Annotated in this window: 20 protein-coding genes; 13 read left to right on the top strand and 7 right to left on the bottom strand. The window is 62.6% G+C overall.

Annotated features, from left to right (window positions below):
- Positions 1 to 432: 432 nt before the first annotated feature.
- From GOACH_RS21635 to GOACH_RS21615, 5 genes are all read left to right on the top strand, one after another.
- Positions 433 to 2,208 carry an oleate hydratase gene (locus tag GOACH_RS21635; RefSeq protein WP_005179957.1) on the top strand — a complete coding sequence of 592 codons (1,776 nt, stop codon included), beginning with the start codon at positions 433 to 435 and terminating at the stop codon, positions 2,206 to 2,208.
- 123 nt (positions 2,209 to 2,331) lie between these two features.
- Positions 2,332 to 2,760, top strand: a complete 429-nt coding sequence (locus GOACH_RS21630; protein WP_005179956.1) for a type II toxin-antitoxin system Rv0910 family toxin — start codon at positions 2,332 to 2,334, stop codon at positions 2,758 to 2,760.
- A 181-nt stretch (positions 2,761 to 2,941) separates the two neighbouring features.
- Positions 2,942 to 4,291 carry an NADP-specific glutamate dehydrogenase gene (gene gdhA / locus GOACH_RS21625; RefSeq protein WP_005179953.1) on the top strand — a complete coding sequence of 450 codons (1,350 nt, stop codon included), beginning with the start codon at positions 2,942 to 2,944 and terminating at the stop codon, positions 4,289 to 4,291.
- A 73-nt stretch (positions 4,292 to 4,364) separates the two neighbouring features.
- A complete protein-coding gene (locus GOACH_RS21620; RefSeq protein ID WP_005179949.1) occupies positions 4,365 to 4,829 on the top strand; it encodes an SRPBCC family protein in 465 nt (154 codons plus the stop codon).
- A gap of 113 nt (positions 4,830 to 4,942) precedes the next feature.
- The gene (locus GOACH_RS21615) at positions 4,943 to 5,605 is read left to right on the top strand and encodes a dihydrofolate reductase family protein (protein ID WP_005179946.1); all 663 of its coding nucleotides are present in this window, start codon (positions 4,943 to 4,945) and stop codon (positions 5,603 to 5,605) included.
- On the opposite strand, the gene GOACH_RS21610 is transcribed toward GOACH_RS21615, so the two are convergent.
- Both GOACH_RS21610 and GOACH_RS21605 read right to left on the bottom strand, forming a co-directional pair.
- Entirely contained in the window at positions 5,602 to 6,090 is a 489-nt protein-coding gene (locus tag GOACH_RS21610) for a hypothetical protein (protein WP_005179940.1), read from the bottom strand. The two genes, GOACH_RS21615 and GOACH_RS21610, sit on opposite strands and share 4 nt — an antisense overlap.
- Before the next feature lie 66 nt (positions 6,091 to 6,156).
- Entirely contained in the window at positions 6,157 to 6,522 is a 366-nt protein-coding gene (locus tag GOACH_RS21605) for a TraR/DksA family transcriptional regulator (RefSeq protein ID WP_005179938.1), read from the bottom strand.
- Between GOACH_RS21605 and GOACH_RS24050 the strand changes: the two genes are divergently transcribed.
- The 4 genes from GOACH_RS24050 to GOACH_RS21590 all read left to right on the top strand — a co-directional run bounded on the left by GOACH_RS24050 (position 6,425) and on the right by GOACH_RS21590 (position 11,872).
- Positions 6,425 to 6,673, top strand: coding sequence for a hypothetical protein (locus GOACH_RS24050; protein WP_169330886.1), 249 nt, complete (start codon positions 6,425 to 6,427; stop codon positions 6,671 to 6,673). The genes GOACH_RS21605 and GOACH_RS24050 overlap by 98 nt on opposite strands.
- A gap of 6 nt (positions 6,674 to 6,679) precedes the next feature.
- Entirely contained in the window at positions 6,680 to 7,900 is a 1,221-nt protein-coding gene (locus GOACH_RS21600) for an acyl-CoA dehydrogenase family protein (RefSeq protein WP_005179934.1), read from the top strand.
- Positions 7,901 to 8,199: 299 nt separating this feature from the next.
- On the top strand, positions 8,200 to 10,341 hold the full coding sequence (locus tag GOACH_RS23190) for a cytochrome P450/oxidoreductase (protein ID WP_005179932.1): 2,142 nt from the start codon (positions 8,200 to 8,202) through the stop codon (positions 10,339 to 10,341).
- 175 nt (positions 10,342 to 10,516) lie between these two features.
- Positions 10,517 to 11,872, top strand: a complete 1,356-nt coding sequence (locus GOACH_RS21590; protein ID WP_005179931.1) for an MFS transporter — start codon at positions 10,517 to 10,519, stop codon at positions 11,870 to 11,872.
- 55 nt (positions 11,873 to 11,927) lie between these two features.
- Here the strand turns inward: GOACH_RS21590 and GOACH_RS21585 are convergent, their stop codons facing one another.
- The 5 genes from GOACH_RS21585 to GOACH_RS21565 all read right to left on the bottom strand — a co-directional run bounded on the left by GOACH_RS21585 (position 11,928) and on the right by GOACH_RS21565 (position 16,433).
- Positions 11,928 to 12,611 carry a polysaccharide deacetylase family protein gene (locus tag GOACH_RS21585; RefSeq protein ID WP_157227920.1) on the bottom strand — a complete coding sequence of 228 codons (684 nt, stop codon included), beginning with the start codon at positions 12,609 to 12,611 and terminating at the stop codon, positions 11,928 to 11,930.
- A gap of 153 nt (positions 12,612 to 12,764) precedes the next feature.
- On the bottom strand, positions 12,765 to 14,174 hold the full coding sequence (locus GOACH_RS21580) for a lipase family protein (protein ID WP_005179925.1): 1,410 nt from the start codon (positions 14,172 to 14,174) through the stop codon (positions 12,765 to 12,767).
- Between the two features lie 58 nt (positions 14,175 to 14,232).
- The gene (locus GOACH_RS21575) at positions 14,233 to 14,613 is read right to left on the bottom strand and encodes a RidA family protein (protein WP_005179923.1); all 381 of its coding nucleotides are present in this window, start codon (positions 14,611 to 14,613) and stop codon (positions 14,233 to 14,235) included.
- A gap of 36 nt (positions 14,614 to 14,649) precedes the next feature.
- The gene (locus GOACH_RS21570; protein WP_005179921.1) at positions 14,650 to 15,696 is read right to left on the bottom strand and encodes a dipeptidase; all 1,047 of its coding nucleotides are present in this window, start codon (positions 15,694 to 15,696) and stop codon (positions 14,650 to 14,652) included.
- The gene (locus tag GOACH_RS21565) at positions 15,693 to 16,433 is read right to left on the bottom strand and encodes an MBL fold metallo-hydrolase (protein ID WP_005179918.1); all 741 of its coding nucleotides are present in this window, start codon (positions 16,431 to 16,433) and stop codon (positions 15,693 to 15,695) included. The genes GOACH_RS21570 and GOACH_RS21565 overlap by 4 nt, the downstream gene beginning before the upstream one ends.
- A gap of 289 nt (positions 16,434 to 16,722) precedes the next feature.
- Here GOACH_RS21565 and GOACH_RS21560 point away from each other — a divergent pair, with 289 nt between their 5' ends.
- The 4 genes from GOACH_RS21560 (at position 16,723) to GOACH_RS21545 (ending at position 21,152) form a co-directional block, all read left to right on the top strand.
- Positions 16,723 to 17,298, top strand: a complete 576-nt coding sequence (locus GOACH_RS21560) for a TetR/AcrR family transcriptional regulator (protein ID WP_005179915.1) — start codon at positions 16,723 to 16,725, stop codon at positions 17,296 to 17,298.
- Positions 17,299 to 17,350: 52 nt separating this feature from the next.
- Positions 17,351 to 19,066, top strand: coding sequence for an acyl-CoA dehydrogenase family protein (locus GOACH_RS21555; RefSeq protein ID WP_005179913.1), 1,716 nt, complete (start codon positions 17,351 to 17,353; stop codon positions 19,064 to 19,066).
- A gap of 96 nt (positions 19,067 to 19,162) precedes the next feature.
- Positions 19,163 to 19,801 (top strand): GntR family transcriptional regulator, encoded by a 639-nt coding sequence (locus GOACH_RS21550; RefSeq protein ID WP_005179911.1) that lies wholly within the window; start codon positions 19,163 to 19,165, stop codon positions 19,799 to 19,801.
- Between the two features lie 166 nt (positions 19,802 to 19,967).
- The gene (locus GOACH_RS21545) at positions 19,968 to 21,152 is read left to right on the top strand and encodes an MFS transporter (RefSeq protein ID WP_157227918.1); all 1,185 of its coding nucleotides are present in this window, start codon (positions 19,968 to 19,970) and stop codon (positions 21,150 to 21,152) included.
- The last annotated feature ends 16 nt before the right edge of the window (positions 21,153 to 21,168 follow it).

Below are 21,168 nucleotides of genomic sequence, written 5' to 3'. Positions count from 1 at the left end.
GAGCCCCTTTGACGATGCCGGGTTCATTGCCCCGGGTCCCACCCTTCACCGCTTCGAGCGGATTATGTGCCGAGAGGCGCACTGACCGGCACCGTCGCTCTCGTCAAGACCGCCGACCCATCTCGGGCCGGCGGTCTTTTGCACTCAGCCAACCTTGTGCCTTACCCGAACAGTCATCAACACCGCCTGCCTCACGCACGGTATTCGACACAATCGGGTCCGGTCCTTGATCTCTATCGTTCACACCGCTCGACTCAGGAAATATAGCCAGGGACACTGGCGATATTCCGCAGAATCTCTGCAGTGACCGCAGCTCCCCAAACAATTCATCTCCATCGGCAACCGCAGATCCTGTTTTAGGACTAGCGTCGAAGCTGTTCGAGCTCGATCCGATACGGGCCCAGCGGCTCGACGACATGAGGTGAGACGCACGTGTACCGAAGTAACGGAAATTTCGAAGCGTTTGGTCGGCCGGAGAATCCGGCAGAAATCGATGGCAAGAGCGCCTATTTCGTGGGCTCGGGTTTGGCCTCGTTGGCGGGTGCGAGTTTCTTGGTACGCGACGCAAGACTGCCTGGCGAGAAGATCACCATCTTCGAGGAATTGGGGCTTCCCGGCGGGAGCATGGATGGAATCCTCGACGAACACAAGGGTTTCATCATCCGCGGCGGTCGCGAGATGGAAGCGCATTTCGAGACTCTGTGGGATCTCTTCAAGTCGATACCCTCACTGACCATCGACGATGCCTCGGTACTCGATGAGATGTACTGGATCCACAAACGCAATCCCAGTTCGAATCCTGCTCGCGCGATTCATGGCAAGGGCGCGAAGATCGACGAGATCAAGGACCTCACTCTCACCCGGGGAGCTGCCGAGGAGCTGATGAAGCTCGTGTTGACACGGGAGGAAGACCTCCAGGACAAGAGGATCGACGAGGTCTTCGGCAAGGAGTTCTTCGACTCCCACTTCTGGCTGTACTGGGCGACGATGTTCGCGTTCGAGCCGTGGGCAAGCGCACTGGAGATGCGGCGCTACACGCTGCGCTTCATTCATCACATCTCCACGCTGGCAGATCTGACATCTCTGCGCTTCACCCGATACAACCAGTACGAATCGCTGATCAAGCCGTTGGTCGCCTATCTCGAGGGACACGGCGTGACCTTCGTGTACAACACCCAGGTCGACAACATCGAACTCGACAGCGCCGGGCCTTCGAAACGAGCACGTCGTATTCAACTCACTGAGAACGGCGAGTCCAAGAGCATCGACCTCACCGAGAACGACCTTGTCTTCGTGACCAACGGGTCGATCACCGAGTCCTCGACGTACGGCGATAACGACACTCCGGCGACGGTGGAGACCGGCAACGGCGGCGCGTGGTCGTTGTGGAAGAACCTCGCGGGGCAGGATTCAACCCTTGGCCGTCCCGAGAAGTTCTGCGAGAACATCCCCGACGCCAACTGGAGCATCTCAGCCACCGTCACACTGACCGACGACAAGGTCCGCCCGTACATCGAGAAAGTGACCGGACGAGATCCCCGCGGTGGCGAGATCGTGACCGGCGGCCCCTGCACCATCGCCGACTCCAGCTGGCTGTACGGCTTCACCATCAGCCGCCAACCTCACTTCGCTCAACAGGACCCCCAGAAGGAACTGGTGGTTTGGCTCTACGGCCTGTTCTCCGACAAGCAGGGCGACTATGTCAAGAAGACGATCCGCGAGTGCACCGGTGCCGAATTGTGTGCCGAATGGCTCTACCACATCGGCGTCCCGACGGACGAGATCGACGATCTCGCACACAACTCGGCATCCACCGTGCCGTGCAATATGCCCTACATCACGTCGTACTTCATGCCGCGTGCTCTGGGCGATCGGCCCCTGGTGGTTCCCGAGGGTTACACCAACCTCGCGTTCTTCGGGAACTTCGCCGAGACAGAACGCGATACCGTTTTCACGACGGAGTATTCGGTCCGCACCGCCATGGAGGCTGTCTACACCTTGCTCAACGTCGACCGCGGCGTCCCCGAGGTGTTCGACTCATCGTTCGACATCCGAGTGCTGCTCTCGTCGATCTACTACCTGAACGACCGAAAGTCGTTGACCGAGATCAAGTTCCCGTTCGTCGAGAAGCTGATCGGAAAGGCTGCCCTCAAGAAGATCGAGGGGACCTACATCGAACAGCTGCTGCAGAACGCCAAGCTGATCTGAGCAGTCCAGGCCTCGCGCTCTAGGCAAGTACACCGCTTCCCTGATCGTGCTCCTCGACGAGGTCCGGTCATCGATCGGTAGCGTCGACGTGGAAGAAGTCCAACTCCACGAAAGACGGTGCCCATGGCCGATGTCGACGTCAGTATCGACTCAGATCTCTCTCCCGAGCATGCGTGGAGCATGGCGTCAGACCTCTCGCGCTTTCCCGAGTGGATGACGATCTTCGGCGGTTGGCGCAGTGAACTGCCCGAGGAGATCACCAAGGGAACTGAAATCTCCTCACTCATCAAGGTGAAGGGCTTCCGAAACGTCATCCACTGGACGGTCACCGAATACGATGCACCCCACACGATTTCGCTGACCGGCCATGGCCACGGAGGCGTCCGGATATCGCTGCGGATGATCGTGTCAGCAACCGGGTCGGGTTCGAGGTTCCACCTCCACGCCAGTCTCGACGGCGGGTTGCTGAGTGGCCCGATCGGACGGTTCGTCGCCAAGATCATCACCTCCGACGTACGACGCTCGATCGAGAACCTCGCGGCGCTGCGGTAGCCGCCGGATCAGTGCAAGTACGGGTCCGATATGGGCGGTATTTCTGTCTGACGATAGGCTCACGACAGATGTGATCAGGCCGAGTGTTCGTGCCCGGCGAATCGAGAACCAGGGGAGTGACCACAACCCACGCCACTCGAACGGCCGGATCACGCCGAGCACAGGGGAAGGTGTTGGCGAGATGTCGAAGGTCGACGAGAAGGTGCAGGCTCTCTACGACGAGGTGGTGACGCGTAACCCGGGGGAGTCAGAGTTCCACCAGGCCGTACGCGAGGTGTTCGACAGCCTGGGCCCGGTGTTGGCCAAGCACCCGCACTACGCGGACGCCGGGATCATCGAGCGCCTCTGCGAACCAGAACGACAGATCATCTTCCGCGTGCCCTGGGTCGACGACGCAGGCAGAGTGCGGATCAACCGTGGCTTCCGGGTCGAATTCAACTCCGCACTCGGACCGTACAAGGGTGGGCTGCGGTTCCATCCGAGCGTGTACCTCGGCGTGGTCAAATTCCTCGGCTTCGAGCAGATCTTCAAGAACGCCCTCACCGGCCTGCCGATCGGGGGCGGCAAGGGCGGATCGGATTTCGATCCAAAGGGACGCTCCGACGGCGAGGTCATGCGGTTCTCCCAATCGTTCATGACCGAGCTCTATCGGCACATCGGCGAGTACACCGACGTTCCGGCCGGTGACATCGGCGTCGGCGGCCGTGAGATCGGCTATCTCTTCGGGCAGTACAAGCGCATCACCAACCGCTATGAATCCGGCGTACTCACTGGCAAGGGGCTGTCGTGGGGCGGCTCGCAGGTCCGCACCGAGGCCACGGGGTACGGAGTGGTGTTCTTCGTCCGAGAGATGCTCCGCGCGCGGGGCGAAGACCTCGACGGCAAGCGAGTCGTCGTATCCGGCTCGGGAAACGTCGCGTTGTACGCGATCGAGAAGATCCATCAACTCGGCGGACGGGTCGTCGCGTGTTCGGATTCAGGTGGCTACGTCGTCGACGACGAGGGTATCGACCTCGATCTCCTGAAGGAGATCAAGGACGTGCATCGCGGCCGGGTAGCCGACTACGCCCAAAAGCGCGGTACGACTGCGCATTTCATATCGTCAGGTTCGATCTGGGACGTTCCGACCGACATTGCCATCCCCTGCGCCACTCAGAACGAGTTGAATTCCGACGACGCCGCGAGCCTCATCAGACAGGGCTGCACGATCGTCGCCGAAGGCGCCAACATGCCCACCACACCGGACGCGATCAACGCTCTTGCGTCTTCGGGCGTACTCTTCGCACCCGGCAAGGCAGCCAATGCCGGAGGTGTCGCAACGAGCGCGCTGGAGATGCAGCAGAACGCGTCTCGTGACTCGTGGAGCTTCGACTACACCGAGACACGGCTTGCCGACATCATGCGCGGCATCCATGAGAACTGCCTGCGCACCGCCGCCGAGTACGGACTCCCCGGCGACTACGTACTCGGCGCCAACATAGCCGGATTCACCCACGTCGCCGATGCAATGCTCGCACTCGGAGTTATCTGACGGCGACCGCGCGACGGCGTGGGACTGACATGCGGCGGTTGCCAAGCTCCGACCTCTTCGGCACGGTGGAGAAATGAGCGAACAAACGAGTGTCACGGTAGAACGAGTCATCGACGCCCCGGCCGACCAGGTCTTCGACGTGTTGAGCAATCCGCAGCGGCACCCCGAACTCGACGGCTCCGGTTTTGTGCGCAGCGTCGATCACGCCGATCGGATTCAGGAGGTCGGCGAGGTGTTCACCATGAACATGGAGGGCGCGCACATGGGTGGTGAGTACAAGACCGACAACCACGTCACCGGGTACGCCAAGGACAAACTGCTCGCATGGCAGACAGCGCCGGCCGGCACCGAGCCTCCCGGCTGGGAGTGGGTGTGGGAGCTCGAGGCACAGGGGCCCGACAAGACTCTCGTACGTCACACCTACGACTGGTCCAAGGTCACCGACAAGGACCTGCTGAAGAAGGTGAGCTTTCCGCTCGTGACCGAGGAGCAGCTCGAAGACACACTGGGCAGGTTGGCAGCCGCAGTCAGCAGCTGAACGCCCTCGGGGGACACGGGTGACCCGCGACCGATGAGTTCTCGGACCCGGCACGGTCGGTAAAGCTGCGGGACCGACCGGTGCCGCGATCCACGAGGAACGGGGTGTTGGTCATGAGTCGCTCGCAACAGGTGCGTGTCGATCTACTGAATGTGTCACTGGACGGATACGCCGCTGGCGATCACATCACGCTCGATGAGCCGATCGGGGGTGCGGGTGAACTGTTCGGCAATTTCGACGGACGCGTGATCGCGGGCGTCCAGAACGCGGACGCTCCGATCACCGCGGACCGCGTGTTCTCCAGTGTCTGGGGCCAGGGCGTCGGGGTCGAGATCATGGGACGGGGCAAGTTCGGGCCGCAGCAGGGCGATTGGCCCGACGACGGGTGGCGCGGTTGGTGGGAGGACGCACCGCCTTTCGAAACACCCGTCATCGTGCTGACCCATCACGCACACGACACCATCTCGTTTGACAACGGAACGGTCTTCCACTTCGTTGACGCGTCGCCGACAAAAGCGCTCGAACTTGCTCGCGATCTCGCGGGTGGCGGCGACATCCGCATCGGTGGTGGCCCATCGACCGTCAATCAGTTTCTTCGCGACGGCCTCGTCGACTTCATGCACCTCACCATCCAGCCGATCGTGCTCGGCAGGGGAGTGCCGTTGTGGTCGGGTCTCGGCGGGATTCACAAGAACTACGACATCGAATCCGTCACGGCGTCGACAGGCTTGATCCACCAATTCTGGAACCGGCACCATGACGAGGACACCGGTTAATCGACGGTGAGATCGTGACCGTCATCGTCGATGAGCAGACCGTCGAAATGGGTGGCCAGGAAGTGACATCGTGCGTCATGCAGCACTGCACCGAGTGCATCCACCATGTACCGGAATTCCGGGTGCGAACGACCGACCACACACTCTAGGCACGGGTGTTCTCGCATAGACATCTCGGTTTCGAGCACCTCGATGGCCAATCGATCACACAGGCGGCTGTCGCCTGCCCACACTGTCGCGACCACCCAGTCAGCGGCGTCGAAGACGTCGACGTCGACGCGTAGGCACGGAGACCGCGTCTCCACGGAGGTGGTCGTCCCGTAGGTATGCCGTTGGTGGGACACCGTGGGCCCCCAGGTCACGTCGCATCGGCGCAGCGTCAGTTCCATGAGCTTGGTCGCCACGGCCTCAGGATCGTCAACGCCTTCCGGGGCATCGACGCGGCGACGCACCGAGACGCTCGCCCGCATCTGGTAGGACAGCATGGCGTGAGACTATCGGCGGCTACCGACAAGGCCGACGAGTGCACACGCGGATACACCCGCAGCCACTCACCACTGGCGAGTCGAATCCCTTCTGGCACAATCGATGCACTGGCGTGCGGCCGGCAGGACCTCGAGCCTTTCCGGATCAATCGACCTGCCGCACGTCTCGCATCGTCCGTACTCGCCTCGACCCGCACGCGCGATTGCAGCATCGATCTCACGCAGTCGCGTGCGCGAACGTTCAAGCTGTGCGACCAGTTGTCCTCGTTCAACCGCAAGCGTCGACCCCTCAGGGTCGTGCTCGTCATCGGATACCTCATCAGAGGACGCCTCGATGACCGACGTCAAGCGGACCGACAGGGACTCGATCAAGCCCTCCGTCCGCGCGCGTTCGGCCGAAAGTGCAGCCACCGACTCATCACGCGGGTTCAACTGGGACCTCCTGTCATACTTTCTGCGACGGCGTCACAAAGAAGCCGAGAGTTCGCAGAAACCGCTGTTGGCTGTCACGACCACGCCGTTGCCGCATAAACGTCTCGCTGAGCAGAACTGGTGCCCGTCGGCGTCGACCGTGACACCTTGATTCTCCATGAGCACATCGACGGCATCCGCCGCATCCACAACCCTCGACCCAACAATCGGCCTCGGTCTCGACGACGTTTACGCCGCCATCGCGGCAGGCGCTGTCGATCGCGAGCGGTCGCGTACCCTCGCGCACGACGAGGTCGCACTCCTGTGGGAACGTCGTTTCGGTGCGCTCAGGCTGCCCGTCGAGCTGGGCGGCGCAGGCGCATCGGTGCGCGAGCTGTTCACCGAACTCATCGCGTTGGCCGCTGCCGACTCCAATATCACCCAAGCGCTGCGGGTACATTTCTCGTTTGTCGAAGACCAGCTCCTCGCGGGCAATGACCGGCTGATCGCCGCGATCGCCGACGGCATCCTCGTGGGCAATGCGATCACCGAGCCTGGCTCGGGCGCCATCGACAGCTATCGCACCACTCTCACCCGCGTCGGCGATGAGTGGCGCCTGAACGGCGAAAAGTTCTACAGCACCGGGTCGTTGTACGCCGACCACATCTTGGTCGCGGCCAACCGCGACGACGAACGAGTGAGCGTCCTCGTCCCCGCAACACGAGAAGGCGTCAAGCGGGTCGACGATTGGCGCGGGTTCGGACAGCGCCTCACGGCGAGCGGGACCACACTGTTCACCGATGTCGTCGTGCACGACGACGAGATCCTCGGCCCCGGTTACGGATCCGCAGGACCGACTTACGCAACGGCCTACCTCCAGCTGTTCCAATTGGCTGGTCTCGCGGGCATTGCTCAACGCGCCACCGACGACCTGATCGAGTGGGTCTCTGCGCGCGACCGCACCTTCACCCACTCGGTGGCCGACCGCCAACGCGACGATCCGTTGGTTCAGGAGATCGTCGGGCGGCTTTCAGCGACAGCGTTCTCCGCACGATCGAACGTCCTCGCCGTCGCTGATCTACTCGACGAACTGCTCACCACCGACCCTGAGAACGCCGAGGCCATCGCTCGCGTCGAGCTCGCGGCGGGTCAGGCGCAGGCATCTATCGCTGCGCAGGTGCTCGCGGCGACGAATGAGCTCTTCGAGGTGGGCGGGGCTTCGATCGTTGCCGAAGAGCTTGCATTGGACCGTCATTGGCGAAATGCGCGAACGCTCGCCGTGCACAACCCGATCAACCAGAAGTTGCGTGCGATTGGCGATCACCTGCTCAACGGAGCAGAGCTGCCCTATGCCTGGAGTGCCGGCGTGCGACACGGCGCGCCCGCGTCGGCCAACTGACGGAGGTGCCGACCGAGCTCGGGTAGATGATCACCTCGGTCGAAGTTCGCAGAATCGACATCGCAGTGCGCATTCTGCTCATGCATGTGATGACAGTCACCGCTTAGCGTTATCTGTGTTCCAGACGACACGGCAAGTGTGTCGGATCCACCCCTCAGGAGCACAATGACCGCATCCAGTTCTGCCGACTCACATCCGATAACGGCGCAGCCGTCGAGGCGGGACTCCAGCGGTCCTCGCGGCGCTGCTCGGCGGGCACATACCGCGAAACTCCTGCAGACTCTCGGCGACGAGGCGGCATGAGACCGTCGAACTCCTCCTCCACAGTCCCGGTGGCCGAGTGGATCACACCGCGACTACTCGACCGGGACCCATACGGCGTTCTCGGTCAACTGCGGGAATCGGCTCCCGTGCACTGGGTGCCGGCCATCGATCGCTACGTCATCACGCGATTCGACGATTGCCGCTATGTCGAGACGCATCCCGAGGTCTTTACGGCCGAGCAGCCGGGTCATCGAGTCGACCGAACGATCGGGCGATCCATGATCCGAAAGGACGATCCCGCTCATGCACGCGAACGCCACGCGGCCAATCACTCGTTGCGCGTCAAGGCAATCGCCGACAAGTGGCGTCCCGTCTTCGAAACCAACACCGACCGACTCATCACGGAGTTCATCGATCGGGGCTCCGGTGCCGACCTGAGTCGCGATCTCGCCGCACCATTAGCAGCTACGAATGTTGCAGCACTGGTTGGTCTTTCGCACATCCCGCACGAGGACGTCACCCGCTGGTCGGCCGCTTTCATGGCGGGTGCGGCCAATCTGGCAGAAGAACCCGACATCTGGGCACGCGTTGCCGCCGTGAATGCTGAGATCGACGACGCAGTCGACGAGGCCACACCACACCTTCGTCGACACCCCGACGGCTCGATCCTGTCCGCCATGATCGAGGCCGACATGCCGGTCGAAACGCAACGAGCAAACGTCAAGCTGGCCATCTCCGGAGGCATCAACGAACCCAAGCATGCGCTGACCAACGCGGTCTGGGCACTGTCTACGCACACCGAACAACGGCGAGCGGCGATGGCAGAGCCGTCGCTGTTCGAGTCGGTCTTCGAAGAGATCGTGCGGTGGCTTCCTCCGGTAGGTCTGATCTCTCGCCGGACGACCCTCGATGTCGAGTTGGAAGGATGGATCATTCCTGCGGGCGCCCAAGTCGGAGCGTCGTTACATGCCGCGAACCGAGATCCCCGACGCTTCGCGAACCCCGACGTATTCGATGTCTATCGAGAATCCACCGGACACCTTGCGTTCGGCGCCGGTCCGCATATGTGCGCTGGCCGATGGGCGGCTCAGTGCTCGGTGGGGCAGGTCGCCCTGCCCATGTTGTTCTCCCGATTGCAGGGACTGATCGCCAGCGACCCTGCTGGAGCACGCTTTTCAGGTTGGACCTTCCGCGGGATCGAAAGCCTTCCGGTGCAGTGGGATTCCGCCACTCGGTCAGCATCGAGAACGTACACGTCAGCCCGCGAGGTCGTTGTCGTCGGGAAGCGGGTTGAGGCCGAGGGTGTGTGCAGTGTGTCCCTCCGACCGATCGCGGACGACGCCGCCTGGCTGCCCGGCACTCACGTCACGATCGGGTTGCCGAACGGCCTGGAACGCCAGTACTCGCTCTGCGGACCACCAACCGACAATCACTGGCGCATCGGCGTGCTGGCCGAACCGACGAGTCGAGGCGGGTCAGGTTACATCCACACCCAACTCCGCGTCGGCGACCGGCTACCGGTGCTGGGCTTGCGCAACAACTTTCCGCTGATCGCGGCGCGTCGCTATCGTTTCGTCGCGGGCGGCATCGGTATCACACCGATTCTGCCGATGATTGCGCACGCCGAAGCCAAGGGCGCCGACTGGTCGCTCCTGTATCTGGGTCGCACCCGTCGTCGCATGGCCTTCCTCGCTGAACTCGAACACTACGGTGACCGGGTCACAGTGTGGCCCAGTGACGAATACGGAACCCTCAACCTCCGCGACCACCTCGTCGAACTCGACTCCACGCTCGTGTATGCGTGCGGTCCGGAGAAACTGGTGGATGCGTTGGAGGTGCTGTCGGCGGACTGGCCCGAAAGCACGTTGCACGTCGAGCGTTTCGTCGCACGCACCGTGGACCTACCGAGCAACCCGTTCCGAATCCGGTTGGCGCGCAGCGGCCACGTGCTCGAGGTGCCCTCCGACAAGACCATCGTCGACGTGCTCGACGACGCCGGTGTGTCGGTGGCCACCTCATGCTTGGAAGGCACGTGCCGCACCTGTGAAACCCGCGTCGTCGCGGGCACCCCGTGCCACCGGGATTCGGCACTCACTGCCGAAGAGCGGATCGCAGGCGACAGTGTCCTGGTCTGTGTGTCTCGAGCAAAGACGGAAGAACTGACACTCGACCTGTAATCACTTACCAAGCCGCCAGCCGTTCAGCCGTCGGCTCGACTCACTGATAACCCATCCTGACGTGCCGGTCCGCCCGTCGTCGATCGCTTCTACCCGACGCCTGCGACACAGTGCGCGCTCCACAGGCTCACTCATCGTCACCAAGGTACCGATCACCCCGAAGGAGAGATGCATTGTGACTGCTTCATCCGTTGCCCGACAACCGGTCTCGCAAGTCCGAATCGGTGCGGCCAGCCTCATCGGCACAACCGTCGAATACTACGATTTCGCGATCTACGGGCTGGCCGCCGCTCTGGTTTTCCCGCATGTGTTCTTTGCCGACAACGACCCGTTCGTTGCGACCGTTCTTGCCCTGGGCACATTTGCGGTCGGTTTCATTGCTCGTCCACTCGGAGGTCTCTTCTTCGGCCACTTCGGAGACCGGATCGGCCGCAAACGCATGCTGGTCCTCTCGCTCTTCTTGATGGGTGTGGTGACACTACTGATCGGACTACTGCCCAGCACTCAGACGATCGGTGTGGCTGCGCCGATTCTGCTCGTGATACTGCGGTTTGTTCAGGGGTTCGCCTTCGGCGGGGAGTGGGGCGGTGCCATCCTGCTGGCCTACGAGTCGTCGCCGGAGTCTCGTCGAGGGTTCTCGGCAGCCCTTCCGCAGACCGGGCCTCCGGCCGGAATCCTGCTCGGCAACATGGCGTTTCTTGCGGTTGCGCAGCTTCCCGACGAGCAGCTCTATTCGTGGGGATGGCGAATCCCGTTCCTGTGTAGCGCAATCCTGGTGATCGTCGGCTTGGTCATCCGGGCGGGGATCGGCGAGTCGATCGACTTCGAGAACGCCAAGAAGAACGGCGAAACCTCGACTGCACCGATTCGCACAGTGTTTCAGACCAGCACCGGGACAATCGTATTGGTTGCCGGCGCGTTCCTCGGTTTCGGTAGCCTATCGCTCATCGCTATCAATTTCCTGGTCAGTTACGGCACAAGCTCCGAAGTCGGATTCAGCCGGTCGGAGATCCTCACGGCTGTGCTGATCGCCAATGCAGCGCAACTGTTCATGACGCCGCTCGGCGGTGCTCTCGTCGACCGTATCGGAATGAGCCGTGTCATGGGGACCAGCATCGTCGGCTGCATCGTCACCGCAGCGTTTCTGATCTATGCGGTGTCGACGGGCAATCTCATCATCACGATTATCGGCTATCTGGTGTGTATGAGTGTGTTCTTCAGTTTCGGCTACGCCGCTCAGGGTTCGCTGTTCGCCGGGGCGTTCACGCCTGACGTCCGCTACACGGGAATGTCTCTCGGATTCCAGCTTTCCAACGTGCTCGGTAGCGCGATCAGCCCGATCATCGCTACCGTTCTCGTCCGTGAGACCGGATCGATCTACTCGGTGATCGTGTATGTCACGGCCGTGCTGATCTTTTCGGGGATATGCACCGCGGTGCTCGTGAAGCGCCGCACAGCTGACCACGGTGCGCACACGCCGAGCGTCCAGGTTACGGCTCGTGACGAGGTCGAAGCGACCGAACCGGCATGACGGCAGAAGATCGTGGTTCTCACAGCCTCGTGACACTACGCACCCGCCGTGAACCTCATCGGTCAGCAGTCAGGGACTCCAGCGTTCCGACGCGCGCACCTCGCACGATCGGCGTGCACGACGGCGGGAACTGCTGGGTGAACACGACGCCCCGCTGGCGGGCCCTGTCGAAGAACTCGGGCAGACGAGTCATCGCCCCGCTGGGGATGTCGTGCAGGACGGCCAATGACCATGACTGGGACTCAACGGTTTCCAGGCATCGATCAACCCAGTGATCGGGCTGGTCCCAATCGTGGCTGATGCAGTTCCACAGGACCACGGTGTACTCGCGCTGTTCGAGGTACCGCACAGATCGAGGGCTGAACAGGCGGCCATCGAGCACGCCGCCCCGGCCATAGGGACGAAACAGTTTGTCGGGTTGGGTCAGATCGCCCAGCAACTCCTGCGCCTGACCGATTTCAGTGTCCACCACGTGCGGGTCGGCTGACGCGCCGAGTTGTACGGAGTGCGTCATGGTGTGATTGCCGATCCAATGCCCCTCGGCGCGTGCGCGCTCGAGAACCGCGCGTCCGCCTGCCTGAAGCTTGTCACCCACCACGAAGAAGGTGGCTGCCACAGCGTTGTCCCGCAGCACGTCGAGTACGTAGGAGGTGATCTCGGTCGGCCCGTTGTCGAAACTCAGGGTGACGGTGCGCCGCGCATCCTCGGCTGGGTCGCTCGATGCCTCGTACGTAAGCACGCGGTCGACCTCCGTATCGTTGTCGCGTCGCGGATCGGGACGTACACCCCGAACAGATGCTCCGTTCGGGGGGTACATCCCCGCCTGTATCCGTCCGACGCTAGCAGCCGTGTCGACCGACCGGCGTTGGCCCGTCGTCAACGCCTGCGATCGTCATCGAACCCCGAGAGGTTGATTGAGCACCGTCCGCAGAGCAGTCGCGACGTACGGGCCGAAGGTGTTCAGTGATTCCTGCTCGAACAGCGTGTTGGGGACGCTGCGCCAGTCACATCGGTCGGCGTGCGAGGCGGCGCCTGAGAGGCGTGTCTTCAACCATGCGAATGCTCCCGATGCGCCGGTGACGGCGATCGTGCCGTGGGTCGAGGTGACCTGGGGGAGCGGGTTGGGCGGCAGTTGCTCTCGCCGGTAGGTGACGTCGGCACTTCCGCTGCAGTATGCGCGGGCAAGTTTGTCGGTGCCCTTGATCGCTGCCACCTCGTCGGTCACGCCGTTGTAGATGTAGAGCGGCGCCGTCGGCCGTCGCGTCGAGATGCCGCGCGCCTGGATTTCGCGTCGAATCACCGGATCGTTCAGGACGACATCGACCGGCTTGTTCAAGTTGGCGCGGTAGTCGAACCACAGGTTCGCAACACCATTCTGGCCGACGCAGTGATTGCGAGCCTCATCGACAATCGCCCGGCCGCCCGGCGTGACGTACCGGCGCAGAGCGGCTTGGAATGCGGGCGAGTCCTTGCCGATCGCGGCAAGTGCCATCGGAATCAAACCAGCCAAAGCTGCGCCGTTGACCGCTTTGAGTGATGCTTCGAGGTCGCGTTCTGGCGCGCCCATCGCGGCACCGGAAATCGCGACGTCGGGGGCGTAGGCCGGTTGTTCTTCCACCGCCCAACTCGTGGCGATCGCGCCTCCCGAGTAGCCCCACATGCCGACAGGGTCTCCGTGGCGAGTCCCCGCGGGAGAAAAGGACTGAACAGCTCGGACGCCGTCGAGGATCGCGTAGCCAGGCTGGCGGGGTGTCAGGAAGCGGGCATCGAGTCCTCCGTGATCGGGGATTGCGACTGCCCAGCCCTGTTCGACACCTGCGGCCGCGAGCAACAGCTCGGCCCCCGGTAGCGCGAACGTCAACGGCCCCGCGGGACTGGAGAAGTCGATTGGTGCACCGTGAGTCAACGAATACGAGGGGTTGCATACACGCAACGTCGAGTCGGTAGCGGCCTGGTATGACAACAGTTTCCGCGGCTTCTGCCCGCGGGGCACCATTACTGTGGTGACCGTGGCATCGGGCTGACCGTTCATACCGGTCGTCCGGTAGAGCAACTGCCACGCGTCGACATTGACCGGAACCAACTGCAGCGCTTTGATATTTACCTTGCGAGTCCGGAGAATCTGCCCGGGCTTGGCTGCCGCTAGACCCGCGGGGCGGTCATAGAAGGAATCCCGCGGCGGCGCAGGTTCCGCGTGGGCGGCGGGGGTTGTCAGCGGGAACACACTGACGAGCACAGCGATCACGAGCGCGATCAGTAGTGCCGGTGCTGCAGTGAGAGATCGAATTCCGTGGTGGGGCATGACGGTGACTCCTCGTCGAGTTGTCCGGATGCTGCGGTTAGGGGTGTGCGGGTTGGGGCTAGTTCGCGATGATCGCCAGTGCGTCGATCTCGACGAGAATTCCTGGCGGCAGTCCGGCGAACAGCGTTGTTCGCGCGGGATAGGGTGGGGCGAGTTCGTCTTCGAAGGCCCGATTGATATCGGTGAATACTTCGGGTGCCTCTGCGAAGACCCGGAGCATCAGAACGTCGGTGTAATCGAGACCCCGCTCGGCGAGAATCGCCGCCACATTGCGCAGAGCCTGACGGGTCTGCTCGTAGGCGGTGTCGCCTGCGAGGCCGCCCTTCTCCGAGTCGAGGCCGACCTGCCCGGATACCTGAACAACGTTGGCTATCTGAGCACCGCTGGAGTACGGGCCGAACGGCGCCGGCGCCGACGCACTCTGGATGGGATCAATCATGGTGAACCTTTCTGAGCCGAGGACGCGGCGCCTCGGTCACGGATGGGATTGCAGAATGTCGGCGAGCACGCGGAGTAGGTTCGCGCCAAGAATCTGGGCGACATCGGACTCGCCGAAGCCCGCGTGCAGGAGCGCAGCAGCGAGACCGACGAAGTCATTCGAGTTTCGATAGCCCTCTGCGTACGCCGTGACGCCGTTCTTGTCGGTGCCGATGCAGATGTGTTCGATGCCAACGCGTTCAGCGAGATGGTGCGCGTGCTGGGCGAAATCATCGAGATCGCTCATCGCCATCGACCCGATCCGCGCGGGCCAGAGCCCTATCACGCCGCCGGTTCCGGCGATTGCTTCGATCTCGACGTCGGCGATGTAGCGCGGAAAGTCCCGCAGCGACGCGGCGCCTGTGTGAGAGGAGATCAACGGCTTGGTCGTGGTCTCGCAGACCGCGAGAGTCGTGGCACGGTCTGCGTGCGCCAGATCGATGGCGATGCCGAGACTGTTCATCTCACCGACGATCTCGACGCCGAGTCCGGTGAGTCCTGCAGGCCGCGTCCCGGAACGCACTGCACCGCTCCCGCGGCGTCCCGTCACCGACGTGCTGATCGTTCCCAGGTTGTTGTCGGCATAGTGGACAAGCCCGATCAACCGAACACCGACGTCGTACAACCGGGAAAGGCATCCCGGATCGTCGCCGATGACATCACCGCCTTCGATCCCGAGAAGCACCTGGGTGCCGGTATCTGCGCCAATCCCGGCCACTGTGGTCGTGATCGGCAGCCGAGCGGTGAACGCTTCGCGACGTGTGGCGGCGAGCTGACGGTAGACCGTATCGAGCGCGGATCGGGGCCTCCCTGCAGTCGCCATCGCATCGCCGACAGCCGTGATCACTGCGAGGTTGATTCCGCCCGTGACCAGGGTCTCCAGCGGATCATGCGGGACGCGGGCGACCTTCTCCGCGAGACGCCGCAGCGGTCGTGGCACCACTGCCTGTGGATGCCCGTGCGCGTCGGCAACCGGGTTCGTCTCCACCAGGGAGCGGGCCCGCTGCCACACCTGTGCGGGAAGCTGGACCACGGGACGCTTCATGCGGGCGCCGCATGCTCGGCGAGCATGTGCGCGTCATGAGCACAGATCACGTCGACCTCGCCGGCGGCGAGCTCCTGGAGCGCACTTCTCGTATGCAGCCTTTCCCGGCGATTCACCTGCATCAACGTGTTGAAACCGCGTATACCCCACGGAGTAGCGACATCACGACGCAACTCGTTCCGGTGCTGTATGGCATCACCGACGTGGAACAACGTGCCCGGGGCGTGAGTGGCATCCCCCGCGTGCTCGATGGCGATCCCGCTGTGACCGGGGGAGTGCCCCGGCAACTCGACCATGACGAGCCTGCCTACCGAGATGTCCTCGTCGAAGAGGACTGGGAACCCGTGCCAACGGTCGGTGCTGGTGTCATGAATCTCCCACTTGAGCGCGTCCCGCCAGGACCCTTGATATCGTCGGCGGTCCATCAGCGTTCGCGGTTCCTCAGCGCTCGTCAGCTCCATCCGGCTGACATGGACTGTCGCATTGGGGAAGTCGGCGAGGCCTCCTCGGTGGTCGACGTCGAGGTGCGTCATGAAGATGTGCCGGACATCGCCTACGTCGAATCCGTGCTGCTGCACCTGCGCTTTGGCCGTCACCGCCGACGACGTCGACGGGTGGAGCAGAAACGCGACGTCTGCTCCCAAAGCCTCTCTCGGAGAACGTGTCTGGTCTTCAGACAATCCTGTGTCCACCAGGATCACGCCGTCGTCGCTCTCGATGAGCAGGCAATGACACACTGCGTGCCCCCGACGAAATAGACTTCCGGCGCCTTCGGCCAGCCACGCCGACGGTGGGTGCAACTCTCCGCAGTTCAGATGATGAATCGACACACTCTGCCCTTCCCACACGCGAAGGGAAGCCCCCGCCGTTGCGGTTATACCGATCGGTATAAGCAGTGAAGTTAGCATGATCGGTATAAGCGGGCAAGGGTGCAGACTCTCGGACGATGGTGCCGGGACCCGGTGCGCGCGTCGTGGCGATATCGTCACTGTCGGATGAGAATCGAGACCGGGAAAGGTCGAGTCAGTGGCGAGTGTGCGAGAACGGCTGATCGAAGCCACGATTGAGTTGGTCCGACGTCACGGCGTGGCGGGGGTCGGTGTCACTGAGATCGTCGCCAATAGCAATGTGGCCCGTCGTTCGCTGTACTGGAATTTTCCCGGCGGCAAACCCGAACTCGTCACCGCCGCTACCCGGCATGCGGGAGACGAGACCACCGAGGTTCTGCGCGCGGTGATGGAATCCGACGACCCGCTCGGCACCTTCGTCGAGATCTGGAAAGATCTTGTACGCGAATCGGACTTCGAAGGGGGATGTGTCGTTTCCGCAGCAGCTTTCGGTCGCCGCGACGCACCCGATGCCGCTGACGCGGCCGCCGAGATCTACACGTCCTGGACCGACATCCTCGCCGAACGGTTCTACAGGGTCGAGGGACTCGAGCTGTCTGCGGCGACTGACCTTGCCGCCACCGTCGTGTCCGGCATGGAGGGTGCTCTTCTGCTCAGTCGCGCAGCCCAGAGCACGACGCCACTCGACCAGGTCGCCAACCAACTTCGCGTGCTCGTCGAGGCCAACGTCTCGGCGAGCGCGCGCGAAGTATGAGGCTCCAGAGTCACGTTTCCCTGGCCACCCGTAACTGGCTAGGCTTCGGCCCATGGGCCTTTTGCTGAATCCCTCGACCAACGACTACTCGGAGTTCGACGCCGAGACGCGCCGATTGCTGCGCGCCACGATCGACTTCTTCGAGTCCTACGGTAAACAGCGACTGCTGCAGGCCGACCTCAACGCCGAATGGGTCGCCGATTTCCTCGAGTTCGAGAAGAAGGAGAAGCTGTTCGCGACGTTCCTCACACCAGCCGCGTACGCCGACGGCGACGAAAATCGACGCTGGGACGCCGCTCGCAACGCTGCGCTGAGTGAGATCCTCGGCTTCTACGGTTTGGCCTATTGGTACGCCGAACAGGTCACCATCCTCGGACTCGGCCCGATCTGGATGTCGAGCAATGAGATTGCGAAAACCACAGCAGCGCAACAGCTTCTCGACGGCGAAGTGATGGCCTTCGGCCTGTCTGAACGGGCCCACGGCGCCGATGTGTACAGCACCGACATGGTGCTGACGAGCGACGACGCAGGCGGCTTCACCGCATCGGGCACCAAGTACTACATCGGTAACGGCAACGTGGCCGGGATGGTCTCGGTGTTCGGTCGCCGCGCCGACGTCGAGGGGCCCGACGGCTACGTGTTTTTCGCCGTCGACAGTCGACACGAGAACTATCACCTCATCGACAACGTCGTGCATGGACAGATGTTCGTGTCCACCTTCGAGCTCGACGACTATCCGGTCGGTCCCGATGACATCCTGCACACGGGACCCGAAGCCTTCGCCGCTGCGTTGAACACGGTCAACGTCGGCAAGTTCAACCTGTGCCACGGCTCGGTCGGGATGTGTACGCACTCGCTGTACGAGGCGATCACCCACACCAACAACCGAATTCTCTACGGCAACCGCGTCACCGACTTCTCCCACGTGCAGGGCAACTTCGTCGACGCGTTCGCGCGGCTCAGTGCGATGAAGCTTTTCAGCAACCGCGCCGTCGACTACTTCCGGTCGGCCAGCCTCGACGACCGGCGATATCTGCTGTTCAACCCGGTGACGAAATCGAAGGTCACCTCGGAGGGCGAAACCGTGATGACGCTGCTGCTCGACGCCGTCGCTGCCAAAGGTTACGAGAAGAACACCTACTTCCACCAGGCCAACCGATTCATCGGCTGGCTGCCGCGGCTCGAGGGCACCGTCCATGTCAACGTCGGCCAGATCTTGAAGTTCATGCCCAACTACCTGTTCGGGCCGGTCGCGTATCCAGAGATCGGAACACGCCTCGACGCATCTGACGACACGTTCTTCTTCGCACAGGGACCCGTCGGGGGAGCGGGCAAGGTGCGCTTCGCCGACTGGACGACGCCGTACGCCGCCCGCACCGACGTACCGAACGTCGCCGTGTTCTACGAGCAGGCACAGGCCTTACAAGCGTTGCTGCAGACCGCCGCTCCGAGCGCAGAGCAGCAGAAAGACCTCGACTTCGTCCTCACCGTCGGACATCTGTTCTCCCTCGTCGTCTACGGTCAGTTGATCTTGGAGCAGGCCGCAATCACCGCGCTCGACGACGATCTACTCAACCGGATCTTCGACTTCCAGATCCGCGACTTCTCTGGCTACGCCGTCTCACTCTATGGAAAGCCAACGGCCACAACGGAACAGCAGGCGTGGGCACTCGGAGCTGTCCGACGACCCGTCGCCGATGCCGAATCCTTCGACCGGGTCTGGCAGCAGGTCAAGTCGCTCGACGGGGCGTACGAGATGCGCGGCTGACCGACGCTGTGATCGGGCCGACTTCGCGTCCGGACGACCGGCACCATACGGTAGGAGACTGTCCACTCGGGTCGACGACTACGTACGATTCTGTGGATGTCGACTGAACACGGGTTTGTTGAAGGTGTGTCGCCCGCGCGGGTCATAGCCCAGGACCTTCGTGCGGACATCCTCGAGGGCCGTCTTGAGCCCGGTGAGCGACTCGTCGAAAACTCACTAGCCGAGCGGTTCAAGGTATCTCGAGTCCCGGTACGCGAAGCCCTCGGTCAGCTCGCCGCAGAGGGGTTCATCAACGTCGTGCGGCATCGCGGAGCGACGGTGTCGCCGTCGCTACGTCAAGACAGTCTCGAATATCTTCAGATTCGACGGACACTGGAAGTCCTGGCCACGCAGTTGGCAGCGGCCAACCGAGGTCAACCCGTTGCCGCGGAACTCGGGAAGGTGGCGGCTGGAGACGTAGACCCCGAAACGACGGAGCATGCCGCCGGTACGCGACCGTTTCATGATTTGGTGGGGGTCGCTTCGGGCAATGGAAAGTTGCGCGAGATGCTCTCCGCAATCAACCAGCGGGTTGCGTGGGGACTAGGTACAGATTGGGAGACGTCGCGAGCCGATCACGCGGCGGTAGCCCGGGCGATCCTGTCGGGCGCTGAGGTACAGGCCGGGTACCTGATGGACGAGCACCTTCGGCGCGACGAGGACACCTTCGTCGAGCGTTTTCGATCAGAACTCTGAATATGCAGTTTTAGTTGTATACAACCAGTGGGCCACTGGACGGCATTTTTCGTCTTCGTTACGCGAAGACACCTAATTGCAACAGTGATTGTATACAACTAGAGAGACTCAACGCCGAGATTGTTCTCTCCAGATCGATGTCTTCTCACTCTCGTGGAGCCCAACCATGACTACAAAGCCACCCTCACCACCGACCGCAGTCACGCCAACACCGGCAGCCGAATCAGCCGCACAGCCTGATCAACCGATTTCGTCTGGCCTACCTGGCGCCCTCAATCGCATCGGTTTCGGCCGAGTACAGGTAGCCGTCCTCGCGCTGTTGCTTGCGGGGCAACTCTTCGACAGTCTCGAGCAGAACTCGACCGGCGCGATGGGCAGTCTCATCAAGGACAGCCTTCACATCGGAAATACCGAGCTGACGTGGATCAACACCGCCACGGTCATCGGCGGCCTGGTCGGGCGTCTCATCGGCGGATACATCGCGGATCGGTGGGGCCGTCGCGCCGCGCTGAGCCTGAACCTGCTCATCTACACACTCGGCGGCTTGATCAGTGCGATCGCGCCGAACTACGAGGTTCTGCTGGCCAGCCGATTCCTCGTCGGGATCGGTCTCGGTGGTGAGTTCACGGTCGGGCTGGCGATACTCTCCGAACTCGTTGCCACACGCCACCGTGGTCGGTTGTTGGCGACGTTGAACGTCGCCTCGGGCGGAGTGGGGAACATCCTGTCTTTCGGCTTCTTCCTCCTTGTCCTTGGACCCCTGGGAAACGCGCTCGGGGGAGATGAGTCGTCGTGGCGCTGGACGTACGTGATCCTGGCGATGCCAGCGGTGCTCGTCGTGTTCTTCCGGCGGTATCTGCCCGAATCTCCTCGCTTCTATCTGTCGAAGGGACGCGTAGATGACGCGAACCGAAGTCTGACCCGACTGGCATGCGGTCGAGTGTCGAAGCTGCGCAATCCCGGCCCGACCCTGGAGTTCGTCACGACCGCCGATATCGTGGTCAACCCCACCAGGACGTCGTACGCGGAGGTGTTCCGGGGACGAAACCTGCGCCGCACCGCCGCGGTGGGGACAGCGTCGTGGATGTCGTTCGGCGCACAGGTCACCCTGTTGTTCCTCATGCCCATCCTGCTGCAGTCCCGCGGCTACTCTCTCAGCGAGTCTTTGCTGTTCACGATGATCATGAACATCGGAAGCCTCGCAGGTGCGCTGGCAGCCCTGTATCTCGCCGGGCGTATTCCGCGGCGGATCAGTGTGATGAGCGCGGCAGTGCTGGGGTGTGTCTCTGCAATCGCTTTCGCCACGCTCGCACAGAATGCAGCGTTGATTCTGATCCTCGGCGCTATCTGAGCTTGTCAAGATGTCT

Origin of the sequence: Gordonia aichiensis NBRC 108223, from assembly GCF_000332975.1 — a bacterium.
In the GTDB taxonomy this organism is placed as follows: Bacteria; Actinomycetota; Actinomycetes; order Mycobacteriales; family Mycobacteriaceae; genus Gordonia; species Gordonia aichiensis.
The sequence above is the reverse complement of the archived record's forward strand: the minus strand, read 5'-3'. Positions and strand labels throughout refer to the sequence as shown.